The 13,924-nt window shown below is 41.7% G+C and carries 15 protein-coding genes; 5 read left to right on the top strand and 10 right to left on the bottom strand.

Annotation, left to right across the window (positions count from 1 at the left end; translation table 11 throughout):
• Positions 1 to 9: 9 nt before the first annotated feature.
• The gene (locus FTU00_RS08915; RefSeq protein ID WP_004783900.1) at positions 10 to 1,680 is read right to left on the bottom strand and encodes an FMN-binding glutamate synthase family protein; all 1,671 of its coding nucleotides are present in this window, start codon (positions 1,678 to 1,680) and stop codon (positions 10 to 12) included.
• A gap of 494 nt (positions 1,681 to 2,174) precedes the next feature.
• Positions 2,175 to 3,197 carry a YafY family protein gene (locus FTU00_RS08910; RefSeq protein ID WP_180002227.1) on the bottom strand — a complete coding sequence of 341 codons (1,023 nt, stop codon included), beginning with the start codon at positions 3,195 to 3,197 and terminating at the stop codon, positions 2,175 to 2,177.
• Between the two features lie 241 nt (positions 3,198 to 3,438).
• Between FTU00_RS08910 and FTU00_RS08905 the strand changes: the two genes are divergently transcribed.
• The 5 genes from FTU00_RS08905 (at position 3,439) to FTU00_RS08885 (ending at position 7,700) form a co-directional block, all read left to right on the top strand.
• Complete coding sequence (locus FTU00_RS08905; RefSeq protein WP_180179559.1) at positions 3,439 to 4,998, top strand: circularly permuted type 2 ATP-grasp protein; 1,560 nt, start codon at positions 3,439 to 3,441, stop codon at positions 4,996 to 4,998.
• Between the two features lie 22 nt (positions 4,999 to 5,020).
• Positions 5,021 to 5,623 carry an alpha-E domain-containing protein gene (locus FTU00_RS08900; RefSeq protein WP_004783892.1) on the top strand — a complete coding sequence of 201 codons (603 nt, stop codon included), beginning with the start codon at positions 5,021 to 5,023 and terminating at the stop codon, positions 5,621 to 5,623.
• Positions 5,620 to 6,399, top strand: a complete 780-nt coding sequence (locus tag FTU00_RS08895; protein ID WP_180179558.1) for a transglutaminase family protein — start codon at positions 5,620 to 5,622, stop codon at positions 6,397 to 6,399. The genes FTU00_RS08900 and FTU00_RS08895 overlap by 4 nt, the downstream gene beginning before the upstream one ends.
• Positions 6,400 to 6,419: 20 nt before the next feature.
• The gene (locus FTU00_RS08890; protein WP_180002230.1) at positions 6,420 to 7,154 is read left to right on the top strand and encodes a proteasome-type protease; all 735 of its coding nucleotides are present in this window, start codon (positions 6,420 to 6,422) and stop codon (positions 7,152 to 7,154) included.
• Between the two features lie 114 nt (positions 7,155 to 7,268).
• Positions 7,269 to 7,700, top strand: coding sequence for a BLUF domain-containing protein (locus tag FTU00_RS08885; protein ID WP_180053416.1), 432 nt, complete (start codon positions 7,269 to 7,271; stop codon positions 7,698 to 7,700).
• A gap of 62 nt (positions 7,701 to 7,762) precedes the next feature.
• Here FTU00_RS08885 and alr read toward each other — a convergent pair whose 3' ends face one another.
• From alr to cyoC, 8 genes are all read right to left on the bottom strand, one after another.
• A complete protein-coding gene (gene alr / locus FTU00_RS08880; RefSeq protein WP_180179557.1) occupies positions 7,763 to 8,833 on the bottom strand; it encodes an alanine racemase in 1,071 nt (356 codons plus the stop codon).
• Positions 8,834 to 9,064: 231 nt separating this feature from the next.
• Positions 9,065 to 10,504 (bottom strand): replicative DNA helicase, encoded by a 1,440-nt coding sequence (gene dnaB, locus FTU00_RS08875; protein ID WP_004783882.1) that lies wholly within the window; start codon positions 10,502 to 10,504, stop codon positions 9,065 to 9,067.
• A gap of 216 nt (positions 10,505 to 10,720) precedes the next feature.
• The gene (rplI, locus tag FTU00_RS08870; RefSeq protein WP_004783880.1) at positions 10,721 to 11,167 is read right to left on the bottom strand and encodes a 50S ribosomal protein L9; all 447 of its coding nucleotides are present in this window, start codon (positions 11,165 to 11,167) and stop codon (positions 10,721 to 10,723) included.
• Positions 11,168 to 11,176: 9 nt separating this feature from the next.
• On the bottom strand, positions 11,177 to 11,404 hold the full coding sequence (rpsR, locus tag FTU00_RS08865; protein WP_004278792.1) for a 30S ribosomal protein S18: 228 nt from the start codon (positions 11,402 to 11,404) through the stop codon (positions 11,177 to 11,179).
• 12 nt (positions 11,405 to 11,416) lie between these two features.
• Entirely contained in the window at positions 11,417 to 11,803 is a 387-nt protein-coding gene (rpsF, locus tag FTU00_RS08860; protein ID WP_004696436.1) for a 30S ribosomal protein S6, read from the bottom strand.
• Positions 11,804 to 12,087: 284 nt separating this feature from the next.
• Positions 12,088 to 12,966, bottom strand: coding sequence for a heme o synthase (cyoE, locus tag FTU00_RS08855; protein WP_179992465.1), 879 nt, complete (start codon positions 12,964 to 12,966; stop codon positions 12,088 to 12,090).
• 10 nt (positions 12,967 to 12,976) lie between these two features.
• Positions 12,977 to 13,306, bottom strand: a complete 330-nt coding sequence (locus FTU00_RS08850) for a cytochrome o ubiquinol oxidase subunit IV (RefSeq protein ID WP_171064814.1) — start codon at positions 13,304 to 13,306, stop codon at positions 12,977 to 12,979.
• Positions 13,303 to 13,923: a cytochrome o ubiquinol oxidase subunit III gene (gene cyoC, locus FTU00_RS08845; protein ID WP_166134969.1), complete on the bottom strand. Its 621-nt coding sequence runs from the start codon at positions 13,921 to 13,923 to the stop codon at positions 13,303 to 13,305. Before cyoC ends, FTU00_RS08850 begins: the two co-directional genes overlap by 4 nt.
• Between the last annotated feature and the right edge of the window lies 1 nt (position 13,924).

The raw sequence follows: 13,924 nt of genomic DNA, 5'->3' as shown, positions 1-13,924 counted from the left end.
ATTCTAAGTCTAAAAACTTTCCAATTTGGCCATATTCCACATACGGAAATAGAAATTTTCCTCATCTTTATTTTCGCAATGTAATAATTCACCTTCTTTAAGCCAGAAATGAATCTGGGCAAAGTTCTTGATTTCATGATTGCTGATTCGCTGTGCCAGATGATGCGGTTTAATAGCAGAAGGATGTTTTAAACCTGCTGAAGCGATTAGCTCAGACAGGGCATGCATTGTATTTTTATGGAAATAAAATACTCGCTCGGCCTTAGTCGGGACATGCAGGGCTTTTTGACGCTCTTTATCCTGAGTAGTGACTCCCACAGGGCATTGATTGGTATGACAACTTTGAGCCTGAATACATCCGACTGCAAACATGAATCCGCGCGCTGAATTAACCCAGTCAGCTCCAAGTGCCATGGTACTAGCAATATCAAAGGCACTGATAATTTTCCCGCTTGCACCAATTTTAATCTTGTCTCTCAATCCTGCACCGACCAAGGTATTGTGCACAAACAAAAGACCTTCTCTTAAAGGAGTACCCATATAGTCAATCAATTCAATTGGTGCAGCACCGGTACCGCCCTCAGATCCATCTACCACAATAAAATCAGGATAAATTTTGGTATGTAGCATGGCTTTCACCATACTCATAAATTGCCAAGGTTGACCCAGACAAAGCTTGAATCCGACTGGCTTACCTTCAGAAAGCTCACGTAGTTGTTGAATGAAATTCATCATTTCAATCGGGGTTTTAAACGCCGGATGTCCAGAAGGTGAGACACAGTCATGTTCACGGCTAATCCCGCGAATCTGTGCAATTTCTTCTGAAATCTTGGCTTTAGGTAAAATGCCACCATGCCCAGGCTTGGCGCCTTGTGAAAGCTTGATTTCAATCATCTTTACCTGAGGTAGCTTAGCTTTTTCTGCAAATTTTACCGGATCAAACTGACCTTCTAAGGTCCGGCAGCCAAAATAGCCGCTACCAATTTCCCAGACAATGTCACCGCCATGTTCCAGATGATAAGGGCTGATACTACCTTCACCGGTATCATGAAAGAATTTGCCTTTTTGCGCACCAAGATTTAAAGCCCGAACCGCATTGGCACTTAAACTCCCGAAACTCATAGCCGAGATATTCAAAATGGAAGCAGAATAAGGCTGGGTACATTGTTCATTGCCGATCAGAATGCGAAAGGTTTCTGGATCAGCAGGTCGGCAAGGGGTGAGGGAATGGCTAATAAACTTATAGTTTTCTTCATAGACATTCATGATTGAGCCGAAGGGCTTATCTGAATTTTCATTTTTGGCCCGTTGATACACCAGACTACGCTGCATACGTGAAAATGGCAAAGCATCCCGATCTGCTTCGATAAAATACTGACGAATTTCGGGGCGGAATTCTTCAAAGATAAAACGGAAGTGGCCCATAATCGGATAATTTTTTAAGATTGAATGTCTGTTCTGCAAGACGTCATATAGGCCTAGCAGGCTCAGCAGAATACTAACGATCCATAGTGTATTCACTAAGGTTGCCGGCATAAAATAATAAATATAGCGCGGCTCATAACCGATATGAAAAATCGTAAAAATAACGGCGATGGTGATGCAGGCAAACCAGACTGAATGCCGTGAAAAGAAAGTATTAAGTAATTTGTGTCGTACTAATTGCGCAGGGTTAGCCATTATGAAATTAAATCCCTATTTCCACTACGATAGCGTTTAATAATGTGCAGAGCTTCCTGGCTTATACAAGCATAGAATTGTTTTTTAATTTTATAAACTTGCTGAAAGTCTTTTAATGGCCGCCATACTTATCTTCTAGATAGATAATAAATTTTCCAAATAATCTTCTATGGAAAAATTGTGCAAAAGGCATGCATTCTTTTTATTTCAAAAACAGGCTTAAGCGCTCTATCTTTTTATTTCAAAAATAGGCTTAAGCGCTCTATAGTGATTTTTATCCCCACAGTAGGAGTGTAAATTATGACAAAAAAATCGATCCGTTTTAATAATGCAGAGCTGGCTTGCTCATGTTGCCGGACTCTTTAATTTCTAATGTGACACATCCAGTCTGTTTTCTGGGGCAAGAGGAAAGCAGACTGGCTCAGTAACAGATCACCAGAGCAATAATAAAAATAAAATGATAAATTGATCAGGTCCCCAAAATGGGGACTTTTTTATTCTTTAGAAGAAGTTAAATCAATTTCCTCTACTTGGTAAACAGCATCTGCCACTATTTTTGGTTCGATATTTTTGATTTTATTGCCAAAACTTCGTAACCACCAAACCAGTTGTGAGGTAAAAGGCACAGTTGCGCTAATCAGGGCTATGCCATTTTCAATTTTTTCAATTTTTTGATCTTTGCTGAGCTGACTTTCTTCAAAATAGTGCGCATCAGATTCAGGCATGCTCAGTTGAAGCAATACATTTTCCGTTGGCTGGTTAAAATCGACCCGGAATCCTAAAGCGCCAGATTCAATATATTCATCAATATCAAAATTTACCGGGTGTAGGGCACGAGAATTCAGCACCTCTGCTGATTTAAAACGGTGCAGGGCAAAGGTCTGAATATCCGATTTATCATGACGGGTACAGACCAGATAGATAATTGAACCTTTTTGCACTAATGCCAGCGGATTTAAAATATAGGTTTTCTCTTCGCCATTATGACCACGACCCTGATAAACACATTCCAGCTGTTTGTCCTGTAACAGGCCTTCGTAAATCGCCTGTTGGGCCGTTTTATCAACGACAGGCGGAATAAGCGGTTGGGTAGCTGGCACGATTCTGACCCGGTTAATCCATTGTCGTACGTTATTTTGTGAAGACAGGCTGCGTCGAGCCAGATCAAACCAGGGATTCATTTCTTCAATCAGACTAGGTGGTAGCAAATGTTTCAGATGTTCTTCCACCATCATAAAGGTCACCGCTTGCGAACTGGTCATATGCGGCAAGCTTTGAATCGGGGCATCTGAACGCCAGCGCCAGCCCTGGGGCGTGGTTTTACTGCTCTCAATCGGGAAACGCTGGGCAATCTGGTTCAGATCACGCTGAATGGTACGCAAACTGATCTCGATCCCTTCACGATTCAGGATTTCCTGGAGTTCACGGGTTCCCATCCATTTGCCGGTAGAAAGACGCGACAAGATTTGCCATTGGCGGTAAAGGCTATTGGAGGTTTCTTTTTCTTGTGCTGACATAATGTATTTTTACTGGCAATCAGTGGAAACAAATTAAATATGAGCTTACCACAATAAGAAATCTGGATTTTTTTCGCAAGTTATTCTGCGCAACAATTGTCCTACAATCCGTAAACATCTTGGTGAAAAATGATATTGAGTGAATAGGCACTTTGCTGGGTTAATACAGACTTCGAAACGGATGTCATGGCATGGATATTGCTCTGATTTTATTATAATAGATTACAATGACGAGGTTTGTATGCTAAAAGAAAGCCAGGATACAAATACTATTACAACAGTAGAAAATCATACTGCAGCAGATTTAAGCAAAAATTTTACAGATACTACAGCACTCAATATTTCAATTAAGCACAGTCCGCATTTTTTATACCAAGAGATTTCTTCGAAATTTTTTAATGAAATGCGTAATCATCAGGTGATGAACAGCCAGGCAGGTCAACGAATTGAAGAATGGCTGTCACAGCATACATTAGATGAACTGAATCAGCTAAATGAAGTGGCAAAAGAACATTTTCTCTATGACGGTATTACATTTACCGTATACGGCGATGAGCAGGGCACTGAGCGGACTATTCCTTTCGATGTAATTCCCCGGGTGATTGCCCGTAAACAGTGGAATATGGTGGCACTCGGTTCAGCACAGCGTGTTCAAGCCTTAAACCTGTTTCTGCATGATATTTATCATCAGCAGGATATTCTTAAAGCCAATATTGTCCCTGAGCTTCAGGTGCTCACCCATGAAGCGTATCAGCCACATATGTACCAGCATCATTTGAAAGGCAGTATCTATAGCCAGATTAGCGGGATTGATATTATCCGGGATTCCAAAGGTGAATTTTATGTACTGGAAGATAACCTGAGAACGCCATCTGGGGTGTCTTATATGCTGGAATGCCGCAAGATCAGCCAGAAGTTAATGCCAAAAGTGTTTGAGCAATCCAATATTGCCGGTATTGAACAATATCCAAAACTCTTAAAAGAAATTCTGGCGGAAAATGCTTATACCGATAATCCATTCATTGTGGTTTTGACCCCGGGTCGTTTCAATAGTGCATACTATGAACACGCTTGCCTTGCAAGGGAGATGAATGTGCCTTTAGTGACATCACGTGATCTTTTTGTTGAGAACTCGAAGGTTTATGTAAAAACAATACGTGGACGTCAACAGGTTGATGTTATTTATAGAAGGGTCGACGACGCCTATCTTGATCCACTGTGCTTTAAACCAGACAGTACTTTAGGTGTTCCGGGCTTAATGTCCGCCTATTTACAGCACAATGTTGTAATCGCAAATGCCCCGGGTACAGGTGTGGCAGATGATAAATCGATTTATCCTTATGTCGATAAAATGATTCATTTTTATTTGGGTGAAAAACCGATTTTAAATAATGTTCCAACCTACCAATGCCGTAATCCGGAAGATCTGGACTATGTATTGGCAAATTTGGATCAGCTGGTCGTCAAGGAAGCACAAGGTTCTGGCGGTTACGGCATGCTGATTGGGCCACAAGCCTCTCAACAGCATATTGATATTTTCAGAGATAAGATTTTAGCTGCGCCGCATTTATACATTGCGCAGCCAACTTTGGATTTGTCGGTCAGTCCGACTTTAAGCAATTTTGGTATTGCTGAACGACATATTGATCTGCGTCCTTTTGTCTTGAGCTCACCTTACCGTACTGAAATTGTGCCAGGTGGTCTGACCCGGGTAGCCATGCAGGCAGGCTCACTGGTGGTCAACTCATCGCAAGGCGGCGGGATCAAAGATACTTGGGTAGTCGACAACTTACATTCATAACATTCCAAAGAAGGATAACGTCATGGTTTTGTTAAATACCAATGCGCAACATATTTTTTGGTTAGGCCGTTATTTATCTCGTACCCAGTTTTTATGTTCGCATTTTCCATTTTTAGATGATGAAGCCGCTGTGGCTTATGCACATGCTTTCTGTTTGCCTGCGTTTGATGCCAGTTCATTAAATGAGCTGGTTCTGGATAGTACCCAACCGACTTCATTTACCCAACAGTTTCAGGTGGCAAAAGACAATATTCAGGAATTGCGTGGTGTATTGTCAGGCAAAGCCTATTCCGAACTACTGAAACTGATTAAAACTGCCGATCAGAATGCCGGTTATATCTGTGATGTCGTGACAGATTGTGCCGAAATTCTGGAAGCAGAATCATCAGATGTATTTCTGTTTTTCAGTCTGGGCCAATGTCTGGAACAGCTTGATCAGCAGTTACGTCTCGGTGAGGATACTACCCGTACCTTATGTAAAATCGATTATATTGTGGATACACTCTGTGAGATTGGTTGGGGCAGTGTAAAACAATACTGGACACAGTTACGTGCCGCACCTGATCTTAAGCAGTTTTACCAGTTTAGTGATCATATTCATCGCTTGTTCGAGGCTGATGTATGAAATTGATGGTGAATCACCAAACGCAATACACGTACACAGCGGAGGTGAGGAACAGTATTCAGTACATCAAAATGATGCCTTCCACCAATGAACATCAGAAAGTGCATTATTGGGATGTCAGTGTACCGGGTCAGAAAGTGATTCGGCATGATGCCTTTCAGAATCTCTGGATGACCAGTACACAGCGTGAATCCTATCATAGCCTGATGATCATGGCACAAGGCATCGTTGAGCTAAATCTCGCGCATGAGCAGGGCTTAAATGATTCCTTAAATCCATATCTATTTTTACAGCCGACAGAAGCCACAAAATGCAATGCAGAGATGAAGGATTTTGCAGAGCAGCATGTTCCAGCACTAACTCGTAAACATTTAATCAGCTTGGCTCAAGCCGTACTCGAACACGTTCCTTATATATCAAATAGTACTACGGTACAGGGGGCTGCTATTGATGCTTTTGAAGCACGTCAGGGCGTCTGTCAGGATCACAGTCATATTTTTATCGCCATGTGTAAACATTTAGGTTTACCATCACGTTATATATCAGGTTATCTTTATGCACAGAATGCCTCACATCTGGCGAGTCATGCTTGGGCTGAGGTATTTATTGAACAGGCATGGTACTGTTTTGATGTGAGTAACCTGTTATTTACGCCTAGTGCGCATGTCTATGTTGCGGTGGGACGCGACTATTGGGATGTTGCACCGGTACGTGGTGTAAGAGAAGAAGGCGGTGAGGAATCCATGTATTCCATCGTCCAGGTACTAGGATGTTAATTCATTAATAAGGACAAAAAATGACGTATTGTTGTGCCCTTCGTTTAGAGCAAGGTATGCTATTTATCAGTGATACACGTACCAATGCTGGTGTGGATCACATTTCGGTATTTCGAAAATTATATACCTTTGGGGTAGATGGGGAACGCGTTATCGTACTCCAGGCCTCCGGAAACCTGGCAACAACACAGGCAGTGATCGGACATATCAGAAATCAGCTGGAACTCAGACAGGAACCGAATATCCTGAGTTTACCCACCATGTTTGATGTTGCGGAACTAGTGGGCAATACGCTCAAAAAAGTAATTGCCAATGTGACTGATGATAGTTTAGAACAAAGTACTTACTATTGTAATTTCCTGGTCGGCGGCCAGATTAAAAATCAGGAAATGCAGCTTTATCATATCTACCCGCAAGGTAATTTTATTTGTGCGACACGGGATACACCATATTTCCAGATTGGTGAAAGTAAATATGGTAAGCCGATTCTGGATCGTGCCTTGACCTATGAGATGCCACTCGATGAGGCATTACGTTGTTCTCTGATTTCTTTTGCATCTACCTTACGTTCAAATGTATCTGTCGGTATGCCGCTAGATGTACTCGTCTATAAAAAAGACAGCTTAATGATGCCGAAAGGTAAGCGTATTGCTGAAGACGATGAGTATTTTACGGATATTAGCCGACAGTGGTCAGAAACTTTAAAGAAAGGCTTGGCGGAATTACCTACACCATCGAATGATTATTTCTTATAAGATTTATAGAAATAAAAATAAGTATTTTTTATAAGAATTAGTAAAAATTGACTGCTTAGTGTACAGTGCTAACTTCTATACGATATTGCATAGATAAGAATAGAGGTTAGCCGCATGTACCAATTTTGTTACGCCAGTGAAAGTACCTCGTCCAAAGCCGACTTACTTCAAGATTTAACGGATATCCTTAAAGAAGCACGTGATTTTAATCATCCTAATCAAATAACAGGGGTGCTTTATTTTGCTGATGGACATTTTTTCCAGTGCCTGGAAGGGGAATGTCTGGTTTTAAAAGCTTTACTGACAGAGAGACTGTCTAAAGATCCACGCCATAAAAATATTAAACTATTTGAAACCAAAGAGATTGAGCAGCGTACTTTTGGCGACTGGTCAATGAAATATATTTCTAAACGTAGTTCTATTCAACAATTCTGCCAAGAAATGGGATTTGAGGTTTTTACGCCTAATGATTTTAACCAGGAACAAGTAGATGCTTTATTATTTGAACTGTCATTAATCGAAAATGAAGAGCAAAAATCAGCTTGAATGCTGACTTTATAAAAAAGCCCAATTTATATTGGGCTTTTTTATTTTTGGCTAGTTTTTCTTTAAACTAGTTTGCGTACCGGGCGGGCAGACATACGGCAAAGCAATTCATAACCAATGGTGCCATTGGCTTCAGCCACATCATCGACCAGACGGGATTTGCCCCATAGTTCGACTTCAGTACCCAATTCCAGATTGAGACCAGTTGCATCAATGGCAATCATGTCCATTGCCACACGGCCAATCACACGGGTTTGCTGACCATTAATCGCTACATGGTTCTGTTTTGGGAAAGCACGTGGATAACCGTCACCATAACCGATAGAAACAATAGCTAAGGTCATGTCTTTGTCAGCAGTAAAAGTTGAACCATAACCGACATGTTCACCAGGTTTGATATTATTCAATGCAATCACTTCAGAGGTAAAAGTCATGACTGGTTTTAGATCTAAATCATGTACAGTCTTGTCTGCAAATGGAGTCGCGCCGTAGAGCATGATGCCCGGACGAACAAAGTCAAAATGCAATTCTGGATATTTATAGATTGCAGCTGAGTTACAGCAAGAACCCATTAAAGGTGCGCAGTCATTTTTTACTTCAAGAAACTGCTGGATTTGCTGTTCATTGAGAGGATGTTCCGCATCAGCATTGGCAAAGTGCATCGCCAGCACGCAGGTAAAACCTTCTGCTTTTAATTGATTGATCACATTTTTAATCACATCAATTTTAAAACCAAGACGGTTCATACCGCTGTTGAGTTTTACCCAAACTTTTAGGCCTTTCGCAATATAGGCTTCTTTATTTGCCAGTAACCAGTCCAGTTGTGGCTGATGATGCACAATGACTTCAATATTCTGATCGATCACAACCTGCATTTCATCTGCAGAGAAAATGCCTTCGATTAGGGTAATGGGTTGCTGGTAGCCGAGTTCACGAATTTCCAGGGCTTCTTCCAGACAGGCGACACCAAAGGCATCACTATCTTTTAAGGCTGCTAAGCAGTCTTTAATTCCATGTCCGTAAGCATTGGCTTTGACCATGCTGACGATTTTAGCGGTTGGGGCAAGTTGTTTGACACGGTTTAAATTATATTGCAGTGCTTCACTGTCAATATAAACTGTAGCTTGGCGCACCCTAGATACTCCTGCGGGATGACAAAAATAATATCGTGTGGAACACACAAAACAGGGAGAGAAATAACAGGATTGTGAAAACAAAAGCGGTCATTTCAAAATTGTGAATATTGTAGACCTATCTACTATAAATGGACATGCTCATTTATATAATTTCATGCACAGCAAGCATTCTAAATAAAAAAGAGACCATTTCGGCCTCTTTTCTACACTCAGATCAAACTTGAATACTTACTCTTCATCATCATACTGGGCATAGAACTCAGGAGAGAGGTTACTGAAACGGGTATATTGACCTTCAAATGCCAGACGTACGGTACCAATTGGACCATTACGCTGTTTACCGATAATAATCTCGGCAGTGCCGGCTTCTTTCGATTCCTTGTTATAAACCTCGTCACGGTAAATAAACATGATCAAGTCGGCATCCTGTTCGATCGCACCAGATTCACGAAGGTCAGACATCACCGGGCGTTTGTTGGGACGGTTTTCTAGAGAACGGTTCAACTGTGATAAGGCAATGACTGGACATTGCATCTCTTTGGCCAAGGCTTTTAAGCTTCGAGAAATTTCCGAGATCTCGCCTACACGGTTATCACCCATACCCGGTACTTTCATCAATTGAAGATAATCGACCATGATACAACCGAGCTTACCGCCATGCATTTTGGCAATACGACGCGCACGCGCACGAACCTCAGTCGGTGGTAGTGCAGAGGAATCATCGATATAAAGATGCTTTTCCTGTAAATGCACAATGGTACTAGTCACTTTTGACCATTCATCGCTGTCCATTTTACCAGCACGCAAGTGACCTTGATGTACGCGGCCGAAAGAGGAAATCAAACGCATCGCGATTGAATCCGCTGGCATTTCCATCGAATAGACCAGTGCAGGGAGGTTGTTGTTAAACAGCACGCTTTCGACCAGGTTCATGGCAAAGGTGGTTTTACCCATAGAAGGACGGGCTGCGACAATAATCAGGTCACCAGCCTGCATACCGGAAGTTTTATTGTCCAGTTCCACGAAACCGGTGGTCAGACCGGTAATTGAACCTTCAAGCTGAGAAAGTTCATTTAGCTTATCGAATACGTCTGCGACAACGGTATTAATGGCTTTTGGGCCTTGAGCCTTGGCATTGTTATTATGTTGTTCGGCAATCGAGAAAATATTAGTTTCAGCCAGATCTAGAATTTCACTCACCGGACGGCCTTTAGTGTCATAGGCATTCTGTAAAATTTCAGAGCTGACCTTGATCATGCTACGTAAAGTAGAGAACTCTTTAATTTTGCCGGCATAGGTTTCCAGGTTATAGAAACTCGAAGGCGAATCAGCCATCAGCTGCATTAAATATTCTTCACCACCGACCGCATCGAGTAAGTTCTGCTTGATCAGCCAGTCATGAACCAGTACTGCATCATAAGGCGAGTTTTCTTTAGAAAGCTGTTCAATGGCACGGAAGATATATTTATGCCGGGTCGCATAAAAATCATTTTCGGTAAGTACATCGCCGACTTGTTCAAAAGATTCAGCCACAGTCATAAGGGCAGCAAGTACAGCCTGTTCAATCGCTAAATTGTGCGGGGGAGTACGGAACTCCTTAAGTTGGGTATCAGCAACAATTTCTGGTTTAGCGGTAGGTGCCTTTTTGCTGGCATTCGCCTGTGACATATAAATCCCTGATTTTAAATACAATGGTTAAATATTGTCGGAGATGAATAAGGTTTATTCACTACGAGATGAAATGATACGCGGTCTGATCCAAAATGCGAAGTGCAATTTTTTGTGAACGCGAAGAATAAATTGAATTTTCTACTGTTGAGCAGATTATATTTTTTAGAGATAAAAAAAGAGCATGCCAAAGCATGCCCTTTTTTCGGTGAGAAATTACTCAGCTACGATAGTAACCAGAACTTCTGCAGCAACATCATGGTGCAATTGGATTGCGATGTTGAATTCACCAGTGTTGCGAAGTGCGCCATTTGGAAGACGAACTTCAGCACGGTCAACTGTAAGACCAGCATTTGTCAACGCGTCAGCGATGTCACGAGTACCGATTGAACCGAACAGTTTACCTTCATCACCAGCTTTCGCAGTGATTACGATGTTTACTTCGTTCAATTGGTCAGCACGTGCTTGAGCAGCAGCTAATACTTCAGCTTCTTGTTTCTCAAGTTCAGCACGACGAGCTTCAAAAGCAGCAGTGTTAGCTTCAGTAGCTGCAACTGCTTTACCTTGAGGGATCAAGTAGTTACGGCCGTAACCAGCTTTAACTGAAACTTTATCACCAAGTTTACCAAGGTTTTTAATGCGTTGTAATAAGATAATATCCACAGCTCAACCTCACTTATGATTGTCAGTGTAAGGGATCAAAGACAAGTAGCGAGCTTGTTTGATAGCAAGTGCTAGCTGACGTTGGTAACGAGCTTTAGTACCTGTAATACGACTAGGAACAATCTTGCCGTTTTCAGTGATGTACTGTTTTAAAGTGTCGATATCTTTGTAGTCGATGTACGTAACGTTCTCAGCTGTAAAGCGGCAGAACTTGCGACGACGGTAAAAACGTGCCATGTTAGGTTCTCCTTATGCTTCAGCAGAGTCTTGAGCTTGTTGTGCTTCTTCACGTTGAGCTTTACGCGCACGTTTTTCTTCAGCACTCTTAGCCAATAGTGACTCTTCAGTGATAGCGTTTTCACGACGGATGATAAGGCTACGAATGATTGCATCGTTATAACGGAACAATTCTTCTAGCTCATCAAGAGTAGTTTGACCACACTCAACATTCATCAGAATGTAGTGAGCTTTGTGGATCTTGTTGATTGGGTAAGCCAATTGACGACGGCCCCAGTCTTCAAGACGGTGGATTTGACCTTCAGCTTCTTTGATGTGAGTCAGGTAACGTTCTACCATACCCACAACTTGATCGCTTTGGTCTGGATGTACCAATAGTACGATTTCGTAGTGACGCATTGTCAGCTCCTTACGGTTTAAACAGCCCCAATTTAAGTGAAATTGAAGCAAGGAGTCACAACCTTGGTTGTGTCGCATAATATGCGAAGCGTGAAGTTTAGTGGTTTTGGGGCTGAAATACAAGCAAATCTTGCCAGATGATGAATGTTTAAGTAGGTATGGAAGCAAATAAAAAATTTACAAGAGGGAAATTTCTAGAAGAAACACAGTTACTTTAAGTAAGCTTGAAAGGAATTAGGTATTTAGCAGGAGAAATAAAAAAGATAGAGTAAAACTCTATCTTCTTAAAAGAATATGATTGGATTCTGCGGGGCAGTAGAAGTAAAACTGAAAATAATACTGATCACGGTAATTAGTTTGACCGAGAACATGAAATACTGTTTTGCCCATGCCTGATTATCTTCAGCTTTAAAGCCCTGAATACTGAGATAGATCCAGTAAAGCGTCATCAGATTTAATACCACCAGATAGATCCAGTTTGCATAACCATAAACAAATAAAGCATTCATGGTAATTCCGAACAATATCACGTAGATCAAAGATTCGATCTTGGTACGTCGAATTGAACGGGCGACAGGCAGAATTGGAATGCCTGCATTTTTGTAATCTTCAAAACGATAGACTGCAATTCCCCATGAATGGGGCATTTGCCAGAGTGCATACCCTAGAAAAATTAAAAGGGCACCCAGGTCAAACTGGCTTGCAACTGCGGTATAACCGATCACAGGCGGTGCTGCACCAGAAATACTGCCTACCAGTGTTTGGTGAATAGTTGTTCGTTTTGTCCATAAGCTGTAAAAACCAACGTATACGACAAAACCAATAACTGCGAATAGGAAAGCGTATGCATTTACCCAGAACCATAAAATGCCAAAACCGATCACACCCAGTACAAAAGCAAAGGTGAGAGCAACAGGTACAGAAATAGTTTTTTTGACAAGTGCGCGATTTTGCGTGCGCTGCATTTTTTGGTCGATGTCCTGATCAATAACGTTATTGACCACGCATCCTGATGCCACTACGAGAGTAGTACCAATAAGAGTAAGAAGCAGGAGAAGGAAATCTACAGAACCTTGAGTGGCTACGAAGTAGCCACCCAAAGTGGTAACAAAGTTACCGAAGAGAATTCCTGGCTTAGTCAGGAATAAATACTTTTTCAGCATGACAACCAGTTTAGATCATCATGTTGTAGTGTAGGTAGTTCATGATCCATACAGAACCCACTAAAAGAATAGCGATGGTTAAGATGGTATACACAAATGCAATTACGTTCCAGCGTTGCTCTGAAGAAGAGTTCATGTGCAAGAAGTAAATTAATTGCACAAGAATCTGAGCGACTGCAGTAATTGCAATAGCAGTAATCAAGATACCGCGGCTAAAACCACCTGCCATGACCATACCGAATGGAATTACAGTAAGGACAACAGACAGGATGAAGCCAACAGTATATTGCTTCATGTTACCGTGTGATTCGCCAGCAGCGTTATGATCATGACTCATTATAGAACTCCCATCAAGTAAACTACGCTGAATACACAGATCCATACGATGTCAAGGAAGTGCCAGAACAAGCTTAGGCACGCAAGACGACGAGTGTTAGGCAGAGTCAAACCATATTTCTTGATTTGAATCATTAACACGATCATCCATACCAAACCTGAAGTCACGTGGATACCGTGCGTACCTACCAGCGTAAAGAACGAAGACAGGAACGCAGAAGTGCTAGGGCCATGACCAGCATGAACTAAATGATTGAACTCATAAAGTTCCATACCGATGAAGGCAGCACCAAATAACCAAGTGATCGCTAACCAGGTAAGAACCTGACTAACGTTTTTCTTGTAGGCAGCTAGAACGGCAAAACCAAAAGTTACGGAAGAGATCAAGAGGGCAAACGTTTCAGTTAAAACGAAGCCTAATGAATCACCAAACAGATCACGCGCGCTTGGAGTGCCTAATGGAACGTGGCTACTTAAAACAGCGAATGCAATGAAGAGTGTACCGAAAAGGATAAGGTCACTCATCAAGTAAGTCCAGAAACCAAAGACAGTGATGTCAGTATCATCGTGATGATGATGCTCATCGTGTCCGTGGTTATCGTGATGAAGTACTTCAGCCATG

Source organism: Acinetobacter sp. YH12041, from assembly GCF_013419975.1.
Taxonomy (GTDB): Bacteria; Pseudomonadota; Gammaproteobacteria; order Pseudomonadales; family Moraxellaceae; genus Acinetobacter.
This window is presented reverse-complemented; position numbering and strand designations above follow the sequence as displayed.

Coding starts and splice junctions, on each gene's coding strand:
- dnaB (WP_004783882.1), bottom strand. CDS start 10,504: ATGTCACAGGCGAATGCCAGCAAAAAGGCACCTACCGCTAAACCAGAA.
- FTU00_RS08895 (WP_180179558.1), top strand. CDS start 5,620: ATGAAATTGATGGTGAATCACCAAACGCAATACACGTACACAGCGGAG.
- rpsF (WP_004696436.1), bottom strand. CDS start 11,803: ATGCGTCACTACGAAATCGTACTATTGGTACATCCAGACCAAAGCGAT.
- cyoE (WP_179992465.1), bottom strand. CDS start 12,966: ATGCTGAAAAAGTATTTATTCCTGACTAAGCCAGGAATTCTCTTCGGT.
- FTU00_RS08890 (WP_180002230.1), top strand. CDS start 6,420: ATGACGTATTGTTGTGCCCTTCGTTTAGAGCAAGGTATGCTATTTATC.
- rpsR (WP_004278792.1), bottom strand. CDS start 11,404: ATGGCACGTTTTTACCGTCGTCGCAAGTTCTGCCGCTTTACAGCTGAG.
- cyoC (WP_166134969.1), bottom strand. CDS start 13,923: ATGGCTGAAGTACTTCATCACGATAACCACGGACACGATGAGCATCAT.
- FTU00_RS08900 (WP_004783892.1), top strand. CDS start 5,021: ATGGTTTTGTTAAATACCAATGCGCAACATATTTTTTGGTTAGGCCGT.
- FTU00_RS08915 (WP_004783900.1), bottom strand. CDS start 1,680: ATGGCTAACCCTGCGCAATTAGTACGACACAAATTACTTAATACTTTC.
- FTU00_RS08910 (WP_180002227.1), bottom strand. CDS start 3,197: ATGTCAGCACAAGAAAAAGAAACCTCCAATAGCCTTTACCGCCAATGG.
- FTU00_RS08905 (WP_180179559.1), top strand. CDS start 3,439: ATGCTAAAAGAAAGCCAGGATACAAATACTATTACAACAGTAGAAAAT.
- FTU00_RS08885 (WP_180053416.1), top strand. CDS start 7,269: ATGTACCAATTTTGTTACGCCAGTGAAAGTACCTCGTCCAAAGCCGAC.